Annotated in this window: 14 protein-coding genes; 5 read left to right on the plus strand and 9 right to left on the minus strand. The window is 62.3% G+C overall.

The window, feature by feature from the left end; genetic code table 11:
• The first annotated feature begins 1 nt into the window (after nt 1).
• The 3 genes from AC097P_RS06800 to AC097P_RS06810 all read left to right on the plus strand — a co-directional run bounded on the left by AC097P_RS06800 (nt 2) and on the right by AC097P_RS06810 (nt 3,791).
• A complete protein-coding gene (locus tag AC097P_RS06800; protein WP_479609636.1) occupies nt 2–1,507 on the plus strand; it encodes a S8 family serine peptidase in 1,506 nt (501 codons plus the stop codon).
• A gap of 133 nt (nt 1,508–1,640) precedes the next feature.
• A complete protein-coding gene (locus AC097P_RS06805; protein WP_479609637.1) occupies nt 1,641–2,519 on the plus strand; it encodes a hypothetical protein in 879 nt (292 codons plus the stop codon).
• Nucleotides 2,520–2,669: 150 nt separating this feature from the next.
• The gene (locus tag AC097P_RS06810; RefSeq protein ID WP_479609638.1) at nt 2,670–3,791 is read left to right on the plus strand and encodes an aminopeptidase; all 1,122 of its coding nucleotides are present in this window, start codon (nt 2,670–2,672) and stop codon (nt 3,789–3,791) included.
• A gap of 108 nt (nt 3,792–3,899) precedes the next feature.
• Here the strand turns inward: AC097P_RS06810 and AC097P_RS06815 are convergent, their stop codons facing one another.
• The 8 genes from AC097P_RS06815 to AC097P_RS06850 all read right to left on the minus strand — a co-directional run bounded on the left by AC097P_RS06815 (nt 3,900) and on the right by AC097P_RS06850 (nt 19,655).
• Entirely contained in the window at nt 3,900–5,342 is a 1,443-nt protein-coding gene (locus AC097P_RS06815; protein ID WP_479609639.1) for an MATE family efflux transporter, read from the minus strand.
• A 182-nt stretch (nt 5,343–5,524) separates the two neighbouring features.
• Nucleotides 5,525–8,026 (minus strand): cyclic nucleotide-binding domain-containing protein, encoded by a 2,502-nt coding sequence (locus AC097P_RS06820; RefSeq protein ID WP_479609640.1) that lies wholly within the window; start codon nt 8,024–8,026, stop codon nt 5,525–5,527.
• A gap of 12 nt (nt 8,027–8,038) precedes the next feature.
• Complete coding sequence (locus AC097P_RS06825; protein ID WP_479609641.1) at nt 8,039–9,397, minus strand: multiheme c-type cytochrome; 1,359 nt, start codon at nt 9,395–9,397, stop codon at nt 8,039–8,041.
• On the minus strand, nt 9,394–13,299 hold the full coding sequence (locus tag AC097P_RS06830; protein ID WP_479609642.1) for a hypothetical protein: 3,906 nt from the start codon (nt 13,297–13,299) through the stop codon (nt 9,394–9,396). The genes AC097P_RS06825 and AC097P_RS06830 overlap by 4 nt, the downstream gene beginning before the upstream one ends.
• A gap of 13 nt (nt 13,300–13,312) precedes the next feature.
• A complete protein-coding gene (locus AC097P_RS06835) occupies nt 13,313–15,115 on the minus strand; it encodes a hypothetical protein (RefSeq protein ID WP_479609643.1) in 1,803 nt (600 codons plus the stop codon).
• The gene (locus AC097P_RS06840) at nt 15,112–17,022 is read right to left on the minus strand and encodes a heme-binding protein (protein ID WP_479609644.1); all 1,911 of its coding nucleotides are present in this window, start codon (nt 17,020–17,022) and stop codon (nt 15,112–15,114) included. The genes AC097P_RS06835 and AC097P_RS06840 overlap by 4 nt, the downstream gene beginning before the upstream one ends.
• A complete protein-coding gene (locus AC097P_RS06845) occupies nt 17,019–18,797 on the minus strand; it encodes a multiheme c-type cytochrome (RefSeq protein ID WP_479609645.1) in 1,779 nt (592 codons plus the stop codon). The genes AC097P_RS06840 and AC097P_RS06845 overlap by 4 nt, the downstream gene beginning before the upstream one ends.
• A gap of 6 nt (nt 18,798–18,803) precedes the next feature.
• Nucleotides 18,804–19,655 (minus strand): hypothetical protein, encoded by an 852-nt coding sequence (locus AC097P_RS06850; RefSeq protein WP_479609646.1) that lies wholly within the window; start codon nt 19,653–19,655, stop codon nt 18,804–18,806.
• Between the two features lie 173 nt (nt 19,656–19,828).
• On the opposite strand from AC097P_RS06850, the gene AC097P_RS06855 reads away from it, so the two are divergent.
• Entirely contained in the window at nt 19,829–20,356 is a 528-nt protein-coding gene (locus AC097P_RS06855; RefSeq protein ID WP_479609647.1) for an SRPBCC family protein, read from the plus strand.
• A gap of 89 nt (nt 20,357–20,445) precedes the next feature.
• On the plus strand, nt 20,446–21,582 hold the full coding sequence (locus AC097P_RS06860; protein ID WP_479609648.1) for a phosphoserine transaminase: 1,137 nt from the start codon (nt 20,446–20,448) through the stop codon (nt 21,580–21,582).
• A 62-nt stretch (nt 21,583–21,644) separates the two neighbouring features.
• On the opposite strand, the gene AC097P_RS06865 is transcribed toward AC097P_RS06860, so the two are convergent.
• Nucleotides 21,645–22,664 (minus strand): pirin family protein, encoded by a 1,020-nt coding sequence (locus AC097P_RS06865; RefSeq protein WP_479609649.1) that lies wholly within the window; start codon nt 22,662–22,664, stop codon nt 21,645–21,647.
• Between the last annotated feature and the right edge of the window lie 94 nt (nt 22,665–22,758).

Below are 22,758 nucleotides of genomic sequence, written 5' to 3' on the forward strand. Positions count from 1 at the left end.
CATGATGCGTTACAACCAGCGTGTTCCCGGGCGGGCCATAGCCGCTGTCATCTTGACGGGCCTGTCCTTGGTGTTGCCTGCCCATGCCCAGCTGGGCTTGCCGCCAGCAGTAAGGCCTACGGTGCCTGCCGCGCAGCCACAGGTTCCGCAAGTGCCCGGTGCCTTGCGCAGCCCCACCCCTTTGACCGGCCTACCACCGCCCAGCCTGCCCCAGCCGGTGACTGTGCCACCCGGAGTGGGAACCGTGGTCCCGGCCCCGTTGGGTCAGCAGGTCCTGCCGGTTTCTCCCAATGCCCAATCCCCCCTTTTGCCGTCGGTTCAGCCTGCCGTGTCCGCGCTGTCTACGGTGGTGACGCCTGCTGCAGAGGTGGCGGGCGATCTGACGGTAGCTGATAGCGTGCGGGGGCTGGTTCCACTGCAACAGTTGCGGGCCAGGAACGTTCAGGAATTATTGATCCAGCACAGTGCTGTGCTGGAGTCGGACCCCAAGGGTGAGCCCGTGCGCCGGCAGGAGTTGCTGTGGGTCTCACCGAAGACGCAGGCGCTGAAGTCTGCATTGGCCATGGGTTTTGTGGTGTTGCGTGAACACAGCCTGCCCGAGCTGGATCTGCGCGAGGTTGTGCTGCGCCCCCCTGCCGGGGTGGGCACGGCCCAAGCCCTTGCGCAACTGCGGGCGCTGGCACCGGACGTTGAAGCCGACTTTAACCATGTATTTACGCGCAGCGGCGATGCGGCGGGCAGTGGTATGGCGGTCCCGCGTGTTGCGGCTGCAGGGTCACGCCGTGTGGGCTTGGTCGACGGGGGTGTGGACCGGCAGCATGCCGCTTTGCGCGGTGCCACCGTGCATTTGTGGGGGTGTGGGGAGATACCGCATCCCAGCACGCATGGCACGGCGGTAGCGTCTTTGTTGCTGACTGGCACCGAACCGGCGGGTGCGATAGCTGCAGGGGGAAGCACGCTGTTTGCTGCCGACATTTACTGTGGCAAGCCCGAGGATGGTGCGGCCGAATCCATAGCGCTTGCGCTGGCCTGGATGGCGCGCGAAAAGGTTGCCGTGGTGAACATCAGTCTGGTAGGCCCGCCCAACCGTCTGCTGGAGCGTGCCGTGGAATCACTGGTGCGCAAGGGCTTCTTGCTGGTAGCCGCAGTAGGAAATGACGGCCCGGCCGCGCCACCCTTGTACCCCGCTGCCTACAGCGGGGTCGTGGGCGTCACCGCGGTGTCGCTTGATCACAAAGTCCTGCCCGAGGCAGCGCAAGGTCCACACGTAATGTTTGCAGCGCTGGGGGCCAGGGTGGCGGTGGCCGAGCCGGGCGGTGGCTACGCGCTGGCGCGGGGCACGTCATTTGCGGCACCGCGCGTAGCGGGGCTGTTGGCCCAACGCCTGGGCATGCCCCACCCACAGGCAGCTTCGACTGCGCTGGCGGCGCTGGCAGGCACTGCCGTGGACCTGGGGGCCGCTGGGCGGGACCCGGTATACGGCTATGGCCTGGTAGGGGCGCGCTAGAGCCGAGGGGCCATACAGGCTGCCCTGTTGCAATTGTTTACATATGGCGATGGAAGGAACCGTTCGCGGACTTCGTTGTACTTGGTGTAGGGGCCGGAATGGCTGGCCCTAAATTGTCAAAGGAGCATCCACCATGTTCAAACGTCAATTCTCTTCTGTGAACCGCAAGCTCGCCGCCACCGTTGTGTCGGCCCTGTTTCTGTCCGTATCCGCCCATGCTGGCCTGCTCGGCGCAGGCGGAGTCGCCACCGGTTTGACGGGTAGCGCCGTCGGCGGTATGACCGGTAGTGCCGTCGGCGGTATGACCGGCCGATTGGGTGTAGGCACGCCCATGCCCACGATGAACCCTTCTGCGCTGAGTGCGGCAAATGTGAACGCTGCGACGATGAACGCGGGCAATCTGAACGCAGCCGCGCTGTCGGCCGGCACGGTCAATGCAAATGCTGCGGCTGCCGCTGCAGCACAGGCCGCCACCCAGAGCCGCATGCAAGCGGTTGTCCCGGCACGTGCTGCTGGGGCTGTGCAGCAAACGGGCCAACTGGGTGCGCAGGCGGTGGGCCAGGCTGGTCTCGCAACCTCCACACCTGTCGCCGCCCCCCAGGGGGTGGGCATTCCCAACGGTGAGGACGTCACGCTCCAAGCCGAGCGTTTGACCCGCAGGGGCAGTGCGACCGGCAATATGGCGGTCGAAATGGCCTCTGACGCGCAAGGCCAGGCGGTCGGCCAGTTGGTACGCGTCAAGCAATCTGGCGAAGCCAGCGCTGATACGCAAATAACTGCAGCACGCAGCGATAGCGCTCGAGTAGGCGCGCTAGCCAGTGGCACAGCAGCTGCCACTGCCAATGCCTCTACCCAAGCGGCGACCAATACCGCGACCGCTGCCGCCAACCGCAAACCCCAGGTCGCAGCCAAGGGAGAGGCCTCGGGTTCGGGTTCCGTGCAGGCTTCCAACCGCAACGCATCGGTGTCGGGTGATGCCTCGGCTCGCGGCTCCGCCTCGGTCAGTAACTAAGTTGCACTAACGCCCGTCCGGTGTGACGGGGTTCACAAAAACCCGGGCGCTGCGGTGGCAGCCCCGGGTTTTTTCATACCGCACAACAAAGGGGGGAATCCATGCGTTTCAGGCCATTCGCGACCGCAGGGATCTGCCGATAATTGGCCCATGATTCGCTCCGCGCACCCCGACGGCACCCAGCGTCCCGGCTTTTTAACAGTGTTTGTCCTGGTATGTGCCACGCTGACCGCTGGCTGTGCAGACACTGCCTATCTGCTGGGTTCGGCCAGCGGCCATTTGCAGCTCTTGCAAGCCGCGCGCCCCATAGACGACTGGCTGGCCGAAGACAACACCCCTCCGGCATTGAAAGAGCGGCTGCGGCTGGCGCAGGACATACGGCGATTTGCCGTCGGCACGCTGCAATTGCCCGACAACGCCAGCTACCAACGCTATGCGCAACTGCCGCGGCGCGCCGTGGTGTGGAATGTGGTGGCAGCGCCTGCCTATTCGCTGACGCTCAACACCTGGTGTTTTCCATTGGTGGGCTGTGTCGGCTACCGCGGATACTTTGACGAGCAGGAAGCCAAGCAGCAGGCCGATGCATTGCGTGCACGGGGACTGGAAGTCAGCGTCTACGGTGTGCCCGCCTACTCCACACTGGGCTGGACCAACCTGCTCGGCGGTGACCCGCTGCTCAGCACCTTCATCCAGTACCCTCAGGGGGAACTGGCCCGCATGATCTTCCACGAAATGGCGCACCAGGTGGTCTACGTGAAGGACGACACCGCGTTCAACGAATCCTTTGCGACCGCCGTCGAGCGCCTGGGCAGTACCGCCTGGCTGGCCAAGCATGCCAAAGCCGGCGCACAAACGGAATACACCGACTTTGATGCGCGGCGCCGCGCCTTTCGCACTTTGACGGGCAAGACCCAGCTGCAGCTCAAGGCCCTGTACGCAGATGGCGGAGGCGATGCGCCGGCCACGCTGGAGGCCAAAAAGCAGGCCGTCTATGCCGAGTTCCGCCAGAGCTATACCGAGCTCAAGCAGGGCTGGGGTGGCTCGACGGGCTATGACGCCTGGGTCGCCAGCGCCAATAACGCCGCCTTCGGCGCGCTGGCCGCGTACGACGATTGGGTGGCCGCTTTCGAAATACTGTTCGCACGCCATCCCGGCGACTGGCGGTCCTTCTACGGCGCGGTGCACCAGCTTGCCGAGTTGCCGCGTGCGCAGCGCACGCAAGAACTGAAACAGTTGCTGGCGCACAACCAACAAACTGTTGCTGCACAGTGATCGGCGCCGTGGCGCGGTCGTTGCCCTGGTAGAGATTGCTATCAAATCAGGAGCTGCTTATGCACGTTCCACGGGGGCTAGCGGCTGATTTTACCAATAACAACTGGCTCAGGCGGACTTGGGCGCCTCCTGCCGGTGCACCCAGGCCAGGAAGGCGCACAGCGACACACCGGCGGCCACCAGCCCGGCCGTGCTCATGGCCCAGTAACCCTGCGCGCCTTGCAGTGTCGGCGGCGCCCAACTGCTGGTGGTGACAAAGTAGCCGCCCACCAAGCCTATGCCCCACAATGACGTGGCATAGAAGACCAACGGCATTAGCGTGACGCGGTGCGAGCGCAACACAAAATTGGCCATGGTCTGGGCTGCGTCTGCCACATGGAACCACCACACCCACACCAGCAGCGGCAGCGTGGCCGCGATGATGGTGGGGTTGTCGGTATACACATGGAGCACTGGCTCGCGCAGCAGGTAGACCAGTGCGCCAAGGATGGCCGCGATACCAACGCCAATCTCCACGCCATGCCAGCCCAGTCGGCGTGCCTCGGCCAGGTCGTGCGCGCCCACGCGCTGTGCGACAAGCGTAGCCGTGCCATTGGCCAGCGCCAACGGCAGCATGAACATCATTGACACCAGGTTGGCCGCCAGCTGGTGGCCGGCCACCGCCTCGCCGCTCTGGCGCGAGATGAGAAACGCCATGGAGCTGAACCCCGTGACCTCGATCATGATGGCCGCGCCCATTGGCACGCCCAGTTTCAGTTGCGCCAGCATGGCGGTACGGTCTGGCCGGGCAAAGCCCTTGTCATGCAGGCCGAACGGTGCGTAGAACGGGTCCCGCCGCATGACCACCCAAGCTGTCATAGCCTGCGCCCACATCACCAGCGCTGTGGCCAGCCCACAGTCAACGACGCCCATGGGCGCCACATGCCAGCTGCCTAGGCCACCGGGGAGCGGCAGCGTCCAGCCATAGATAAACAGTGCGCTGAGCGGGACCTTCAATGCCAGCCCGCCGATTTGCAGCGCCATCACTGCCTTGGGCCGTGACACCGCAGTATTGAAGCCGCGGTACACCGTGAACAGCAGCGAGGCCGGCAGCGAAAAAGCCAGCGCAGTCAAATAGCCACGCACCTTGTCCGAGACTTCGGGGCTGGTCTTGGCCAGCGCCAGGAACGGCCCGGGTAACAGCAGTAGCGTGCTGCCCACCACCGCCAGACCTAATGCAATCCAGATCGCCTGGTGCACCTGTCGGCCCGCTTCGCGCAACTTGCCGGCGCCAAACAATTGCCCGGCCATAGGACTGATGGCCAGCACCATGCCCATGAAGCCGATGAAGATCGTGATGTAGGCCGCCATGCCGATCGATAGCGCCGCAAGATCACTGGCCGCAAAACGCGCTACGAGTATGGTGTCCACTGTGCTGAAGCCCAGCACCGCCAGTTGGCCAATCAGCACCGGCCAGGCCATAGGCAGGATGCGGAAAAAACTGTCGCGCAGCGAGGCGAGGTAGCTGGCGTGGATGGGGGTGTTGGCGGTGGTGTCTGGCGTGTCAATCATTGACGCACCAGTATCGCCGATCGTGTACGGTTACATGCCCGCAAACAGCAGGTTCCAGCTACAGAGCTGGGGTGGGCGCCAAAGTGAGGTAAAGGAGGAGGCCGAAGGCCGGGGGACACGAACGGCGGCGCTCACCCCAGTTCTGTAGCGGGCGCAATGCGCAAACGCGCCTCCGAAGGAAACTACTTCTTGGATCCAGCGTACTGCAGGAAGTTCTCGGGGCTCACGCGCAGGGCTGCACCCGTAGGGCAGGCTCGAACACAAGCCGGGCCGGCCTTGATGTCCTTGCACATATCGCACTTGACGGCCTTCTTCTGGCTGGTTTTATCCTGGAGGTTGCCGGCCTGGTGCGTGCCGGGCTCCGGTCCCAAGCCAAACAACATCCACGACAGCAGGTTGCCGCCCGTCTTCTTGGTTGACAGCGGCGCCATCTGGATGACGTCGTATGGGCAGTTCTTTTCGCAGTTCCCGCAGCCGATGCAGGCATCGCTGATGAACACCTCACCATTGGGTGAGCGATGGATGGCATCGGGCGGGCAGTCCTTCATGCAATGCGGGTGCTCGCAATGTCGGCACGATGTTGGCACGTGCAGGTTGGCATAGGTCGGTCCGGCCTCGCGGTCCAGGCGGGAGAAGCCGTCATGCGTGCTGGCGCAGGCTTTTTCGCAGTGGTCGCAGCGTACGCACAGCGATTCATCAATTAGCAACACGTCTGTGGCCTCACCAACCCCCTGCTGCAACAAAAACGAGATCAGGTTTCCTGATTGGGTGTCGTCTGCTACCGCCTGGTTGGCCTGTACCCGCTGGTTGTACTGCTCGTTCAGCTGGTGGCGCATGCTTGTGTTGCGGGCTACGATATCCAGCACCTGGTTGGCATCCAGCACAATGGCCTCGGTAGGCACCGCTGCCCGCACGGTGGCCGATCGGGGAGCGTTCATCATCAGCGCCATTTCCCCAACATAGTTTCCGGCGGACACATACGACATCACCACCTCGCGCCCGCCCAGCATGTGCGACACCATCACCGAGCCACGGCGTATCAGGTACAGCCCGTCGGCCTTATCGCCCTGGTTGAACAAGGCTTCGCCGGTTTTGTAGTGTTTGAGCGTGGAGCCCTCGACCATGGTATCCAGGTCGGCTTCGGTCACATTGCCAGCCACGTACTTGCGAACCGCACGGCGCAGCGCGACACGGTCCAGGTTGCGCCGAACGGGGTCTACCGTGGCGAGCAACTTCAGCATGGCACGCCGTGGGGTTTCAACCAACAGGCAGTCCAGCCCGGCAACCGCGGTGGCCGAGCGTCGGCGCCCGGAGATCAATCCCATCTCGCCAAAGAACTGACCATTGTCCAGGATGATGTCGTTCGCCTGGGTCTCACCCACAATCTTGACCGTGCCGGAGACGATAGAGAAAAAAGAGTTGCTGTAGTCGTTGCGTTTAAAAATTTCTGTCCCTGAGCGCAGCATGCGCAGGTCGCTATCGAGCATTACTTCGCGCAGCTGCAGCGCGGTCAAGCCTTCGAATAGCGGCACACTGCTACCCACCAGTTCCAGCACTCCGCTGACACCACCCAAGTGAGGCAGCTGCCGCAAGATATCGGCAAATTTTTGACGCAACAATGGTTCGTCTGCGGACTCGACGCTGCGGCCCATGATGGTTTCTACGACTTCGTAGCCCTGGTTCATAGCCTGCTTGATCAGCGGGTATCCACCCAAAGCCCCTATGACATACAGCCCCGGCACGCTCGATTCATAGGTGGTCGACAACTCTGGAAGTGCCGTAGCTTCTCTGCTAGTAAAGCGCACGCCGAAACTCTCCACCAGTTTGCGGGGGGGCGTGGCACCCAGGCGGGCGATGATGCGGTGGCAATCGATGCGTTCCTCACCCGAAGGGGTGTTGAGCACCACGGACAGCCGTGGCTCGGTGCCTCTTGCGGAGTGGCGCTTGGACAAGTCAACGTGGGAGACCATCATGGTCCGGTTCATGTCCTCCTGCGACGAGGCGGTGTCTAGGGGAGCAACGTGGTCTACCTGTGTGCTGAAGCGGCAACTCACCAGCCCGCTGCGCGCTGCCGCCTGTATGGCTGTCAAGTTACCGTCCTTGCAGCGTGTGAATTCTTCGTTGCGGTTAAGCAGGATGACGCGGTTGGTTGCTGCGGCAAGGGCCAGTGCGTTTTCAATGGCTGCGTCACCCGCGCCAACCACCAAGATGGTTTCTCCTTCGTACTCCTTTGGGTTATCAAGTTGGTATTGGATGCCGGGCAGGTGCTCGCCCGCCACGCCCAGCGTGCGCAGATTGCCCTGCAGGCCAATAGCCAGTACCACGTGCGCGGCAGACACGATCTCTGAACTGGCGAGCTCAATCTGGAACAGACCCTTGGCGCCGGTGATGCCGACTACCTGCGCGTTGTGCTGCACCTGCACGCCAAGCGAGACCACTTCTTGGTTCCATTGATTCAGAATGCTTTCGCGCGAACCTGCTGCAAAGCTGACGGGGCTGCGCAAGCCCAGGACGGCTGGCTCAGCCATCACGTGCTTGCCCTTCTGGTACTTGTAGATGGTGTCGGCCAAATGTTCCTGGGCTTCCAGCAGGATATGCCGAATGCCCAGCGATGCGCAGTGGCCCGCTGCGGACAGTCCCGCCGGACCGGAACCGACGATGGCGATGGTGAAGTCAGCTTCCATGGCGAATCCTTGCTAACGTGCCCCGACCACACTGCGAAACTCGCGCAGTCGGGACATGAACTCTGCGGGTTTGTAGGCCTCGTCCTTGACCAGCACCGCGCGTAGCTGCGCCAGTCCCTTGTTGTAGGCCGCAGGGTTCTTGACAGCGCCTGTCTGTTGCATGGCGCTGCTCAAGCTGCCCAGGGCCATCGTGGCCTGCTCGGCACCCGAGTAGTCAGGGTACAGGCCAGCAAGGCCGTCGTCTATCAGGTTCAAGGTCATGGCGCGCAGTGTGCCGCCATCAAAGCTGGACGCAGAAATCTTTTCGCTGGCTACCTGTGCCTGTTGACGCAGCGCCAGTGCCTTGTCATTGAGTTTGCCATTGCCTGCCAAGGCCTTGTTCAGGTCTTGCGCGGCCTGGTTGAAGCGGTTGTACAGGTCCGCATCGAGTTGGCGCAGGATCAGGCGCAGCATCAGCGCATTGGCATCGTTCAGCCGTATCAGCCCGGGGGAAATACTGGTGCCAAAGGCGGTGCGGGGCTTCCAGCGCTGGTCTGCCATGGGGTGGTGGCAGGCGTGGCAGTCAAAGAGCGTGGGTTCCGGGAAGACGCCGTCGCGCCCGCGCACCGGGTCCACCAATATCTCCATCTGTGTGCTGACCGCGAGTGCCTGGCCCAGCGCCCAAACTTTGGCATGGTTGCTGGCATGGACACCCTTGCGTTCGGTGTAGTCCTTGTCGACGTTGAAGTGCGCCGGCTGTAGATTGGTGAAGGTCGTCAACTCAAAACTCAAACGCGGGTGGCCGGCGGCCATGGTGCGGTGGTTGACGTATTTGTCGGCTGTGCCGAAGTGGCAGGACATGCACAACTTGGCCCGCGCCTGCGGCACGGCGGCCGGGTACAGGCCGTGGGCCAGATTGTCCGCATGCTTGACGCCGGGCGCCGTGTGGCCGGCTATCCAATTGCCGGCCGGGCCATGGCAGCCCTCGCAGCCTACGCCGTCGGTGATCTTGTGGCGGGTGTCGACCCGCTCAGCCACCGGGTTGTGCGCATGGCAATCCAGGCACTCCTTCGATTCGTGGGCTGGCTTGGTCAGCCCCAGCTTGCTGGCGATGCTGCGCGAGCGCTCGTTCAACAGCACGCTGTAGGCGCGGGCATGCTTGTCCAGGCGGGACCAGACCACGTATTCGTTTTGCGCAACCGGAGAACTCTGCCAGGTGCTGACCGAGCCGTGGCATAGCGAGCTGGAACAGTTGACGACGCCCAGGGTTTTGTCCGGAGACTGGTCGGGCAAGGTTTGGGCATGTACCAGCGAATGCCCGGCCGCCAGCGCTGCCACCAGCGTCAGGAGCACGGAGAACCGCGCTGCCAGAGAAAAAATCAGGCGGGTCATCGAGTGGCTCCCAGTGGTGCGGCCGATTGGGCTGTGTACTGTGTGGGTGACTGAGCGGAGGCGGAGGCCTTGCGGCCATTGGCAGTGGGCGTGTCGTCCACGGTCCACACCCCTCCGTCCTTGCGCAGATAGAGCTTCTGCATTTCGGGCAAGGTAAAGGGCCGCGAGCCTATGCGCCCGAAGACTGCAATCTGGCCCCCGGTCTCATCCACAGCGCGGTCACGGTCCATACCCTTGGACAGTGCCAGTGCGCGCGATGCGGTGGGCCGCCATGCCACCACCTGCGGTGCGGGCGAAGGTGAGAAACCGTAAAATTTGGGTTGTGTATCGGGCGCCGTCAATTGCACCACCTTTAGGCCGTTGACGCCATCGGCCACATACGCAAACAGCGAGGCGTTGGTGGAGCCGACGATCACATCCTGCGTATCTGTCAGCTTGCCGCCCATGCCCGCCTTGCCCTGCGCGTCGCTGTTGGTGAAGCGCTGCACCAGTTGTGGCCGCTCGGGCTTTTCAACATCGACCACGGCCAGGCCCTCAGCCCCTGCGGCCACGTAGGCATAGGTGCGGGCCAGGTAGACCTTGCGTGCATCGCGCAGTGTTACCCGCGCTTCAGATACCAGACGCGGCTTGGCGGGGTTGGTGATGTCCAGCAGCTCCAGGCCCGCAGCGGTGGTGACCCACAGGTAGCGGAACTGCACAGCGCTTGCGCGGGCGTCTTTCAGCGGTACGACAGCAGCCACGCTGGGCTTGAGTGGGTCATCCACGTTGACGACAACCAGACCCTTGTCTGCAGCGATGTACAGGTAGTGGCCGGCGACGACCACATGGCGTGCGCCATCCAGGATGCCGGGGTTACCCGCATCGCCGTTCCAGGTCAGCGCACGCTGCAGAAAGTTGTTGCGGAATTCACCGTCGGCCAGCGTGTCAACATTGGTGACGATCAGGCCTTCCTTGGCGTCGGTGATGAAGGCATAGTGGTAGATGGCGTGAAAGGGCTGTTCCTGGTTGGTGGTGCGCATCAGCTCGCCCTGGTTGCGCAGCGGCGCGATGGGCTGGTTGGTGGGCAGGGCGACGCAGGTGGCGTTGGCGGATGCAATATGCGTCTGCTGGCCCAGCTTGGAGAAGGGTGCAGAAATGATGCGCTGTGAGACGCCCTTGTTGGCGATCGACGCCACGTCATAGACCCGCATGCCACCCGTGCCTTCGGCGGCGTAGAGGTACTCGCCGCGCAGGCTGAGGCACTGCGTGGCGCCGGCCGTGCCATGGTCATGCGCCTCTTGCAGTTTGCCGTCCGCCTTCAAATGGTTCTGGTACCAGTCCGGGTAGGCGTAGCGGTGCAGGTAGCTACCGATCACCGCCTGGGGCTCATCCCATTCGGTGACTTGCACAGCCTCTACATGCTCGGCCTCGCCCACCCAGGTGTTGTGACCGATGAAGTTGACGAAATTGGTGCCCTGCAGCAGCAGCTGCGCCATGATGGCGTTGTTGTCATTGGCCTGGCTGACATGGCAGTCCGAGCAGGTCTTGGTCTCGGTCTTGCGTTCTGTATGCGGGTAGTGGGGCGCAAACGCCTGTGAGGAGAATCCGCTGGCCGCCACCGGTGCTTGTTGGATATAGATCTTTTCGCGGTTGGCGTTGGTGGACGACAGCACCAGCGCAGAGCTGGATCGTATCGGCGATATCTTGGCACCCTTGACCGGCCCGTGGCGGCCCAACTGGAAGACGTCCTCGCGCACGACCTGCGGGTTGTAGGTCGCGTAGTTGCGGGTTTCTCCACCTTCGTAGTGCAGGCGTTCGGTCTTGGCATTGGCCTGGATCGGCAGGTGGCAGCCGGAGCAACTGGTGGTCCATGACAGGTGGCAGCTGTAGCAGGTCATGTTGTCATCCCCGTGGGCATAGCCTTGTCCATTGGTAGTGGCGCCCCACTGACCGTTTTGCCCGGCCTCGCCGGCATGCATCAGCTTGGCGCGGGCGGCCTTTTCGTTGTAGCGGGGGTTGCCTGGTGTGACCGAATCCTTGACCAGGGACATTTCCCATTCCAGTGTCGGGTCTACTGCCGAGCGCTGGAACAGTTTGTCACCGCGCCACTCAAAGCGTTTGCGGCCGTCTTGTGTGCGCAGCAAGGCCATGTCCATGCCACCGGGCTTGGCGGCAGGGCCAGTGGTGACAAGCTTGGGGTAGGCGTTGGCGCTGCCATGGCAGTCCTTGCAGTCCACTTCAATGGCGGCGGCCACCTCACCATAGATGTGGCCGTTGCCATGGTTGTCCTGCGAGAAGTGGCAGTCGACACAGTGCATGCCCACGTCCAGATGAACCGATGTCAGATGCACGGCTTTCTTGAACTTTTGCGGATCGGTGTCCGACACCGGTTGGTTGTCGGTATCTAGCAATGTGCCCTTGCGGTCGCGTTTGAACACCTGGCGGAAGTTCCAGCCGTGGCCGTGGTAGTCGGCAAACTGCGTGTCCTTGAGCGTTGGGTTCAGCTCCGACACTTTCTTCGAGAATTCAGGGTCGCCCCACAAACCACGGGTGGCCGCTTCTTCCGGGTTGCGCGCCAATATCTTGCGGGACTCTTCTGCCGTTGGGTATTTTTGCGCTTTGGGCCACATGCTCGGCGCGTCGGTCTCGTAGTCCCACATCGTTGTGCCATAGAACGAGTTCACAAACACATTGGGCTGGTGCATATGGCATGTCATGCATTGCGAGGACGGTATGGCGCGCGTGAACTGGTGCGATATCGGATGGCCCGACTGGTCCTTCGGGATAGTTGCGTCGCGGGTGGCGGCTTTGCCCTCGTGGCCGAAGCGCGCATACGGTCCGGAGTGCTGGGGATCGCGGTCATTGGCGTAGGGGCTATGGCAGGCGGTGCAGCCCGACGATCGATAGTCGCCCGGCTGCTCGTTGGTGCCCAGAAACCACAAGTGCGGGTCATTCAGCCGCGTCTTCGTGATGTTGATCAGTGGCACGGCGATGCGGCTGCCGGTGCCCGGCCCGCGGTTGGACTGCTTGATGTCGGGGCGGCCGGGTTCGTCCAGCTTTTGCAGGCCGCCGCTCAGGTTGGGCAAGCCGACCTCGGGGAACTGCGTGCCGATGACACGGCCGCCCCGCTCGAACACGCGGAACACATCGGCGGGCGGCACCGTCTCCCATGCCGGCAGCGGTAGCAGCATGTCCAGAATGCCCATGTCCACCATATGCGGGTTGGTGGGCAGCGGGTTCTTCAGTAGCGCTGGCTCACTCAGCGCGGTGTAGGATTCACCCAGCCGATAGCGCTTGTAGGGCAGGATGCCATTGTTGTACGAGGCACCGCCCCACAGCATGGCGCTGGTGGACATCAGGCTGCGTTCACTGGCCTGCACGGTGGCCAGGTGGCAGGCGCCACAAGCCTGGCGCGCCACGCGCATGTCGCCGGGATTGATGAAGCGGATAAAGGCCGGTGACTCGCGGTTGAGCTGTGTGAAGCTGCCCGGCGGGTTGGCAGACGAGGGGTAGTTCCACTGGACGGGGAAGCGCGGCAATACATGGGCCGCCTTCAGCGCGTCCTGGTACGGGGCGTCGGCCGTCTCGGTGTTCGCTGGTTTCTGGATGGATGCGTTGCCACCATGGCAGTCGGCGCAGCCCAGCACTACGCCGGGGTTGGCATGCATGCTGCGGTGGTCCTTGGCCGCCGATGAATTGGCATCGCCCAGGCCGGTGTGGCAGGACTCGCAGCCGACTGACTTTTCCAGAGCCTGCGCCAGGGTCTGGCGCACCGGCGCATCCGGTGTGGCGGCCGTTTGTGAATCCGTGCTTGGCGCTGCGCCGGACGAGGACCAGGCGCCCTGAACCGTCCACAGTGAAGCGACCACGGTGACCAGCACGGAGCTGTACAACCAGAAAGCAGATTTGAAACGCGCGGTCATCGTGGTTTTGTTCTTAAAAGGTGAGCAGCAAGTTGACCAGCACCGAGTAAGGCCGCTCACTGCTGTCGAACAATTGCTTGTAGCCTCTGCCTGGCTCCAGCGCTGCCACCGACGCGTTCAGCACCACGTTCTGCGTGCTGAACGGGCGGTACTGCACCCCTACAGAAAGATCGGTGCCCAATTGGCGGTCTACCGGACCTTGGTTGCGCAGGTATTGCAGCACTGTGGTGTCGGCAAACGAGATGCTGGACAGGTTGACAAGCAGCCGCAATTGCGGCGTCAGGTCTACATCGGCACCGATGCCCAGCAACTGCAAACCGGGGTTGACGAAGTTGGACTGGCCTTGGTCCTTGCTGGAGCGCAGGCTGGGCAGTACACCGTTGCGACCAGACAGTGCCACGCCACCACCGCCGATCAGCGGAATGGCCTGCCGTATCCAATAGCTGGTGTCCGCCCCGGCGATCTGCGGGTTTTCGAAGATGGCATCAAAGCCAGTGGAGCGGCCGTCGAATGGGTCCTTGTCGCCGGTGGCCAGTATGCAGGTCGCACGCAGTCTCAGCCAGTCAAAGTCGCGCGACAGCTCGGCAGCCGCAAAACCGGCTTCAATCCGCTGGGATTGCTGGGCGATGGGGTCGTAGCTGGCATTGCCAATGGCTGCATACAAGGATGTGCTCAGGTTCCATCGGCCGAAGTGGCCATCGCCATTGGCGCCCAGGTAGGTCACGTCGTAGTTGCGGCCACGCACATCGCCGGTGATGGCCGGGCGCACCTGGAAACCATTGCGGTCGTAATAGTCGGAATCGCCGCCTTCGCGGTTGCGGTTGTGTGCAATGGTGAGTTGCGTGGTGTGGCCCAGTACCGGCCAGTCTTGCTGGTAGACATTGGCGACAAAGGTGTCGTCGCGGCGCATGCGTTGCGACACATCGTTCAGCCCCGAGTTGGTGTCTTTCTCGAAGCGCCGCAGCCACGCCAGGTTGTACTGCTGGCGGTTGTTGTCGCGGTTGCCAAATAGCCGCACGCCCAGCGCCTGGTCATTGAACAAGAAGCCGCGGAAATCGGTGGTGAAGGGCTGTATGCCAACGCGCAGCGAGTCAAAGTCATAGTTGTCTGATACGTTGCGCAGGTGGATGTCGGCAAATGCTTCCTGCACACCAAAGTGGCGGTCTTTGCGGATGGTGCCTATGCGTGGGTCGGCATTGAGGCCACGCACTTCTTCCAAGCGGGCGTTCGTGGCGTTGAAGGCACCGGTAAACTTGAACTCGTAGTCTTGCGGCTTGAACGTGGTGTTGCCCTTCACCACCGATGCGCTGAGGATGACCGTCTGTGCGACTACGGTCTGGCGCCCCTGCCCGAACACATCGTTGGCCTGCTGGCGCGCCGCCGACTGTGCGCCCACCGGCGTGGGGACGCTGCGGCTCTCGACCAGCGTGTCGGATACCACACCGAGGTTTAAAAACCAGTCCGGTCCCCAACCACCAAAGGCCTCAAATGGCCGGTCGCCCTTCAGCGTGTTCTGGTTGTACGGGTCCCAGCGCCGGTCTGGCACGCCCAACTGTTCTACCAGGCGCCAGCGGTCCGGTATCGGCAGGCTGACGCGGGGATCCAGGCGCTCCGGTGGTGGCACCTGGCGGGGGTCAATGTCGGGCAGTGTGAACGTCAGCGGCTCGGACTGTGCGCGCTTGAGTTCAATCGCCGGCTCGTTGGCGGGTGGCGGCGCGGGTGCGGACTGCGCAGAAGCCCACGAAGCCATCAGTGCCAACACTGCCAGTGACAGTGCCGTGCGCCGTGCAGGGCCGCAGTGCAAGTGGCGTGTCACAGGCCGGCGCATACGTTCTGTTCATCGCTGTTGTTGAACGGGGCCTGAGGACACTGCACATAGCGCAGCTGTCCACCCGTTAGGGGCAGCTTGTCGGCCCGCATGCCGGCAGGCGCGTGGCCAAGCCCGGTTCCCAAAATGCGCGACGCGTTGGCAATGCCCAAGAAGGCGACCATGTCATCCTGGTCCACACCGTCACCGGACACGCCCACCGCACCTATCAGTTGCGCGCTGCTGCCGCTGACCCGGTACAGCGGGAAGCCCCCGGGGAAGATCTGCAAGCCGTTCCTCAGGTTGGGCAGCCCCGTACATCCCACCGCAGGTACAGGGGGCGTTCCGGTTATGGCGTTGATGGACAGGTCCAGCTGTAGGCCGGTGCTGAAAGGGCTCCACGCGGAAAGAGGTTTGGACAACGGTCCATTCCCGGTGATGGCGATGCCATCCGGAAACATCGGGCGGGCCAGATTACCAATGGTGCGCGCACCAAATGCCAGGCCGTCAGACAACGCCGTGGGACGGTTCAGAAAATTGCGCAACTGGGCCACATAGCTACCAATGGACGACGTGGCGACCGGTTTTAGATAACTGGCATCGGGCAGCGCCTGCAGTGCCGCGCCACTGGTGGGGTTGGAGAAAAAAGCGGCACTGCGGGCCTTTTGCACCGACACATCCAGCGAAAAGACTGGCGCATCCGGCGAGCGTGCAATACCCAGTATCTCGCCGTCCAAACCCACGACCGAAACGGTGACCTGCGCGGTAGAGCCTGCCGGTTTGCGGATCTGCGCACGGCTGCGGTTGGCCACGTCCAGCGCGGAGGCCACCAACTGGCGGGCCTCCGCAGCCGTAACCAAACCGTCGGTGCTGGCGCGGGGCGGGTAGAGGTTGTTGTTGGCCGCATCCACGACGATGTAGGCGTTTTGCGCGGCAAAGCCTGCGCTGTCCTTGCGTAAGCCAGAGTTTGCATCGCCAAAGGCCACACCCGTTCGGACAGGAGGGCTGAAATAGCCCGCCACTGCCTGCAGACTGCCCGGCAGTGTGGACAGTGCCGGTGCTGCCGAACCCGCTCCGCTGTACACGGTGTCGAGGTAGCGCAGGCTGCGGCCATCCAGCGTGATGCGGCTGGCGATGATGTCGGCAGGTGCCTCAAAGCCGCGCACTGCGGCGACCGCTAACTGTTCGTCCAGGTCGCTGTCGATATTGCGGATGTCCAGATCCAAACCATAGATGCCGTCCGCAATCACCCCCACGCCGCCAACCAGACGGCCGCCTTTGTAGACCGGCAATCCGCCCGGATCGGCGGACAAACCCAGAGGCGCGCGTTTGGGGCCCAGGCTGGTGTCGGATTCCTTGCGCATCACGTCCGAGCAACCAAGCTGCGAAAACTGCACGCCGAAGAGCGGACCGGATGGCTGGTTGGCCTCCTGCGGGTTGAAGTTCTCTTGAACGATATGGCTGGCCGTGCGCGTGGAAAAGGCATTGCCCGCGCTGGACAGGTAAGCGCCGGTTAGCGCCTTGCTGATAGCAGCCAGCGTGCTGGGCAACGTGTCCACCTGCTCCAGCCCCCCGCGCACGCCGCGGCCGCCGTCGATACGGAATGTGGTGGCCGCGCCCGACATGCTGAACACTGCCAGCACATTGCCGACGCGGTCGGTCACCGCAATGGTGGCGCGTGCACCCTGGGCCTGGGCTTGCACCACGGCCTGCGCGACGATGGTTTCAACTTCAGCGGCGGTCAGTTTGTCGGCAGAGCAGGCACTGCCACATTCCGGAACAGCGACTGGTGCCGATGTGGCTGAGCCACCGCCACCCCCACTGCCACCGCAGGCCAGCAGTGGCAGCGCCAGCGCACACGCTGCTGCGCGGACAAGCCGTTGCCATGCGAGCAGGGTGCGGGGCGTCTTGTTCATGGTGCGGAGGCCGCCTTGTCAGGGGCGGATGCACTGGCCTGGGGCTTGGTGGCTGGGGCAAAGCTGGCATGCACCACTGGCGCGTGGAAATCGTGGCAGTTGTTGCACTGGCTGATGACCTTGTCTTGTCGGGTAATGCTCAGGTCATGCGCTCGGCTACCGATGTGGCAGGTTCGGCAGGTGGAGATGGGCGGTATCAGAATATCGCTACTGGTCTTGGATTTGGCCGCAGCATGGCAGCTGCTGCAGGCGGCGTTGGCGTGTTGTGCGTGTGAAAACTTGGATTTGGGTAACCAGTGGTCATTGCTTAAAACCGGCTGCACTTTCCACATCGGCATGCCATTCGCGTCCAGCCCTGTCTGGCGTTCAATGCTGTGGCATGTCAGACAGGTACCCTTTGGGTTTTCAAACATGTCGGTGGCTGCTGCCAACGTCTTCTCGTTGACCCAACGGGCTGATGCGCTGAGCTGCGAAGACGCGGCTCCCAGTCGGGGACCCTGCAATAGCGAATTCACTACTACCACTTGGGATGGGTTTTTTTCCAGCACCAAAGCAGAAAAACTATCACGCAGCGCCGAGACCACGACCTGGGGTTGCGCATGCGGCACCTGCCGCGTGGGCTTTTGAGGGTCTATTCCCAATTGGTGGCAGCTGATGCAGGCTTGCTCCATACGAACTGGTTGGTAGCGAACCTTCGCGCTGTCGAGTTGGTGGCAGCTATTGCACTGCAAAAAGACTCGGCCACCGGAAGCGGCGGGCCCTACTGGGCTGCGAACACCCTGGAGGGGTAGGTGGACGTCGTGCGGGAACTTGATACCGCTGTTCTCTTTGAGCGCAGGCGTCTGGACTACGCGTTGAAGCGCATTTGGCGCCGAGCTGTTTTTTATCGTCAGGCGGAAGTCTGGGTGCTCTTTGCCAAAGTCACCCACATTCTGCAGTGTGCTGGAAGGTGCAAGGGCCTTGACGTTTGCGTGGCATTGCTCGCAGCCCATGGCGTCGATCTTTTGCATGCTGTCCGCGCCCTGGTGTTCTTTATGGCAGCTCGCGCAGCGCTGGCCCGCGAAGACCTGGGCCTGCAGCGCCGGGTGGTCCGGAATGTGGGCTCCCGACCGTTGGTGGCAGGATACGCAGGCAAGGTCTCGTACGCGCTCGAACGGCTTCGTGTGGCAGTTCTGGCATTGGTTGCCAATAGTCAGGTGGGCCGATGAAATGGGCCCCGGGTTCCACAGCGCGTCTAGCTTGACTGGTGGCGGGCCGTCATTCACAAGTTCCATGGGTTCGTAAGCCTGCCACAGGGGCAGTGCCAACAAGGTCACGCTGAATAACAGCGCGGCTAACCACGACAGGCTGCGCATGCCAATCAGCGAGCGGCGGAAACCGCCCTGCGAGCGCGGAGTATCGGCGCGCACCTGGCTCACAGGTTTATGCGTGAACTGCAGTGTTAGCAGTGGTTGCGCACACTCGGGGCCGTGCGTGATATCGGTGACGACAAACTCAAACGGGCCGATCAGAATGACTTGGCCAGTCGCAAGACGGATCGATTCTTGTAGCTTGCCATCGACGAGTACAGAGCCTCCCCGGCCTTGCAGCATCAGGTAGCCGTCTTCGGCACGGTGGATCTCGGCGTGCTCCAGGCGCACCTGTGCGGCGGGAAGGTAAATCTTGCAGGCCGCTGCGCGGCCCAGGGTCAGGGATTCGGAAGAAGTGGCGCGGGCGATGCGGCGAGCAGTTTCACCACCTTGCGCCGTGGTTTCGACAATAGTGCAGCGAATCATTCCGCGCTACCAATAGATGAAAACAGAGATGATGTGGGCCACCAGCGCTACCAGCAGCGCGATCGACATCGGTACATGCAGCATCAACCATAGCCGCAGCTTGGCGGTCAACCGGTAGGCCTTGCGGATACGGTCCACCAGCCCCTGGCGCCGCACCATCTGCCCATAAATTTCCCGCCCGGCCCGGGCGGACTCGGCGTTTATTTCTTGGTTCAGGGTTTCGATGGCGGTGACGGCGTGCGCAGTAGGGCAGTTGGCGCCCACCGTGCCCAGCAGATTCTCTAGAGCGGTGCCTTGCAGCCGGGTGTTATGGGCTGCGTTGAGGATCAGCGCGTTGTACTGATCGGGGAGCGTCAGGGCCAATTGCTGTGCTTGGCTATCGATGTCCTGGAGTTGCAGCATCAGCGAAGAAAGCGTGTCGTCGCCCATGGTCGTGGTTAGTCGCGACGGGACTCGGCTGAACACCACCACGCCGTAAATTCCGCTTCCAACAACAATCCACATCAACAGGTAGGCCAGCGAATGGTTGTTCCAACCCAGTTCGAAGCCGCTGTGCAGCGTGGCCAGAATGACGACGGAACACCCCAGATAGACGTGCGCCGACAGCCAACCCTGGGCACTACTGCTGCTGTGGTAGCGCCTTTTGCGGATGCCCAGCCAGGCCAGCCAAATCACCAATCCTGTGGCTGCCGCTCCGAATGTGTAACCGGGCAAGGTTCCGCCATAGCCTAGCTTCCCGGGGGTTTGGAACAGGTATAGCCGGTGCCAAACATAGGCCATTGCAGACAAAGAAACGACCCACCCTGCCAGCTTGAGATAGCGGAAGTGCCGGTACTCCAAGAATCCCTGGTGTTTCATGCTGGCGCCTGTACGGGTTGTGAGGGCTTGCGGGTATGCCGGACCGATCATACGGTCAGACCCCAGAAAAGTGAGGATTTGTAACAATTTGATGCAATGGGTGTGGTGACCTTGCACCAATAGGCATTGGGTATAGTGCGGCGTTGTCCAATCCCCACCCTGAGGAGCCGTTTATGGTCAAGAAGATTTTTCTCGGGCTGCTGGCCGCCATTGCGCTGCTGCTGATCTTTGCGACCACACGGCCGGACGCCTTTCGCGTAGAACGCAGCATCAACATCCATGCTGAGCCGGCCAAGGTCTACGCCCTGCTCAATGACTTCCACAGTTTCCCCGCCTGGTCACCCTGGCAAAATCTGGATCCAGCGATGCAGACCACGCACAGCGGCGCACCCAGCGGGCAGGGCGCTGTATATGCTTGGACTGGCAATGACGCGGTAGGCTCCGGGCGCATGGAGATTTTGCAAACGGTACCGAATGCCAGCGTCACTGTGAAGCTGGATTTTCTTAAACCTTTCGAGGCGCACAACACCACGCAGTATTCGCTGGCCGGCAACGGCAACAACACCACAGTGACCTGGGCCATGTACGGCCCCAGCCCCTACATCGCCAAGCTGATGGGGGTCTTTGTTAGCATGGACAGCATGGTCGGAAAAGACTTTGAGCGCGGGCTGGCCAACCTGAAAGCGCTCGCAGAGAAATAGGCTCGTTTTCCCCGTTAGAGTTGCAGAGCTCTGGCACCCGCGGGGTGCCTGCCCGGTATTGCCCACTGCACGGCCGCTTTGATTTTCATATGTTCCACGAGACCACGATGCAACCCACGGTTAAACCTCAGAACCCCAATTTTTCTTCAGGCCCTTGCAGCAAGCGCCCCGGTTATGACGTAGCCCGGCTTCAATTGGATACGCTGGGCCGATCGCACCGCTCCGCGCTGGGCAAAAAGGCGTTGGGGCTGGCCTGTTCCGAAACGGCCCGTGTCCTGGGCCTGCCTACGGACTACCGGGTGGCTGTCGTTCCCGCTTCGGACACCGGGGCGGTTGAGATGGCTCTGTGGTCGTTGCTGGGTCCACGCGGTGTGGATGTGCTGGCTTGGGAGACGTTTGGCGCGACCTGGGTCAACGACATCGTCCATCAGCTCAAGCTGCCCGGCGTCAACGTTATCGATGCACCCTATGGCGTGCTGCCAGATCTGAAACGCGCAAATTTTGCCAACGACGTGGTGTTCCCGTGGAACGGTACGACATCGGGCGTAAAGGTGCCCAATGGCGACTGGATCCCGGCTGACCGTGCGGGCCTGACCATTTGTGACGCTACATCGGCCGTTTTCGCGATGGAACTGCCGTGGGACAAACTGGATGTCGTGACCTTTTCTTGGCAAAAGGTGCTGGGTGGCGAGGGTGGACACGGCATGCTGGTACTGAGCCCGCGCGCCGTCACCCGGCTGGAAAACTACACACCGCCGTGGCCATTGCCGAAGATTTTCCGCATGACGGCCAATGGCAAACTATTGGAGAGCCTGTTTCAGGGCGACACCATCAACACGCCATCGATGCTGTGCGTCTCCGATTACCTGGACGCCCTGGCCTGGGTAGACAGCCTGGGCGGCGTGCAGGCCGTTATGGCGCGCAGCCAGGCAAATTTGAAGATCGTCGAGGACTTTGTTGCTGCGCACGACTGGATTTCGTTTCTGGCGCAAGACCCGGCCACGCGCTCCAACACCAGCGTCTGCATGACGCTGGCGGTCAGTGATGTTCAGGTCAAGCAAATGGTGGCGATGATTGAAGCCCAGGGCGTGGCGTTTGACATCGGGGCCTATAAGGATGCACCTGCCGGCATCCGTATTTGGTGTGGCGCAACAGTCGAAGCAGCAGATCTGGCCGCCTTGTTGCCATGGCTGGAATGGGCCTACGCACAGGTTGTCAAAGCCTGAGAATTGCTACAAAAATAATAGCTGCATACGCTATCCAGACGAGGGCTACAGGCGTTTTTTGATTAGCGTGATTCGACCCGCCCATCGGCGTGTTTGGCAAAACGCCCTTGCGTGCGCGGGTGTACGGGGTCGCTTGCAGGCCAAGGCCAGCCGCCGAACCCGGTCCGACGGTAGTCCAGAAAAGCCTGCTGGATTTCTGCCTCCGTGTTCATGACAAACGGGCCGTACTGGGCTACCGGCTCGTTGATGGGCAGGCCCTGCAGTACCAGCAGTTCGGTCATATCCGGGCCGCAGACGAGTTCTGTGTCGACTCCTGCCTGAATCTCGATAGCGCTGACGGGCGGAACCGTTTGTCCGGCGATCGCCAGGGCGGAACCCTTGAAGAAATACAACATGCGCCGCGTGCCGTTGCCACTGGCAGCGGGTAGCGTCCAGCGTGCACCTGGCTGCATTTTGATGGTCCAGATGGCGAGGTCGGCATCGGGCTCTGACGCCCAAGAATCCGGCGGCGGCGGCAGGCCACTGGTGTCGCCAAGTTTCCCCGCTATGCAAGCGACATCGGTGGTCTTGCCGGCGGCATCCACCGCGTGCACATGGGCAATATCCTCACGCCATAGCATCGTGAAGTGCGGCTCCACCATTTTGCTTTTAGCGGGCAGGTTCAACCAGATCTGGAACAACTCGGCCGGGTTGGGTTTGTCGGTGTGAACCAGTGGAAACATCTCGCAGTGCACGATGCCCTTGCCAGCGGTCAGCCACTGCACGTCGCCGGCGCCAAAGCGCGCGGTGGCTCCCAGAGAATCGGAGTGGTCTATCAACCCCTGGCGGGTGATCGTCACGGTCTCGAAGCCGCGGTGCGGGTGAGAGGGGAAGCCGGGAATGGTTTGCCCGTGGTACATGCTCCAGCCGTCCTTGCCGGCAAAGTCCTGCCCAATATTGCGGCCTGCCAGCGAGGCTAGCGGGCCCATGGCCGCATTGCCCTGTGGATAAGCGTCATTGTGGTGTACGCAAAACAGGAATGGGTCCAGGGTTTGCCAAGGAAAGCCCAGGGGTCGCTCGCTGAGGATGGTGGGTGAAGTCATTCACATGATTTTCACCGCATTGGCATTCGCGCGCCACGGACGGGGCCATGGCCGCTGCCTGCAACTAAGATACCGGGGTCCTAAACCCTGAGCG

It is taken from the genome of Rhodoferax sp. ZS1R8 (genome assembly GCF_056521325.1).

Bases quoted from the DNA above. Each gene is read 5' to 3' on its own strand.
- AC097P_RS06865 (WP_479609649.1), bottom strand. From the start codon at position 22,664: ATGACTTCACCCACCATCCTCAGCGAGCGACCCCTGGGCTTTCCTTGG.
- AC097P_RS06815 (WP_479609639.1), bottom strand. From the start codon at position 5,342: ATGATTGACACGCCAGACACCACCGCCAACACCCCCATCCACGCCAGC.
- AC097P_RS06830 (WP_479609642.1), bottom strand. From the start codon at position 13,299: ATGACCGCGCGTTTCAAATCTGCTTTCTGGTTGTACAGCTCCGTGCTG.
- AC097P_RS06800 (WP_479609636.1), top strand. From the start codon at position 2: ATGATGCGTTACAACCAGCGTGTTCCCGGGCGGGCCATAGCCGCTGTC.
- AC097P_RS06805 (WP_479609637.1), top strand. From the start codon at position 1,641: ATGTTCAAACGTCAATTCTCTTCTGTGAACCGCAAGCTCGCCGCCACC.
- AC097P_RS06860 (WP_479609648.1), top strand. From the start codon at position 20,446: ATGTTCCACGAGACCACGATGCAACCCACGGTTAAACCTCAGAACCCC.
- AC097P_RS06825 (WP_479609641.1), bottom strand. From the start codon at position 9,397: ATGACCCGCCTGATTTTTTCTCTGGCAGCGCGGTTCTCCGTGCTCCTG.
- AC097P_RS06820 (WP_479609640.1), bottom strand. From the start codon at position 8,026: ATGGAAGCTGACTTCACCATCGCCATCGTCGGTTCCGGTCCGGCGGGA.
- AC097P_RS06850 (WP_479609646.1), bottom strand. From the start codon at position 19,655: ATGAAACACCAGGGATTCTTGGAGTACCGGCACTTCCGCTATCTCAAG.
- AC097P_RS06840 (WP_479609644.1), bottom strand. From the start codon at position 17,022: ATGAACAAGACGCCCCGCACCCTGCTCGCATGGCAACGGCTTGTCCGC.
- AC097P_RS06855 (WP_479609647.1), top strand. From the start codon at position 19,829: ATGGTCAAGAAGATTTTTCTCGGGCTGCTGGCCGCCATTGCGCTGCTG.
- AC097P_RS06810 (WP_479609638.1), top strand. From the start codon at position 2,670: ATGATTCGCTCCGCGCACCCCGACGGCACCCAGCGTCCCGGCTTTTTA.
- AC097P_RS06845 (WP_479609645.1), bottom strand. From the start codon at position 18,797: ATGATTCGCTGCACTATTGTCGAAACCACGGCGCAAGGTGGTGAAACT.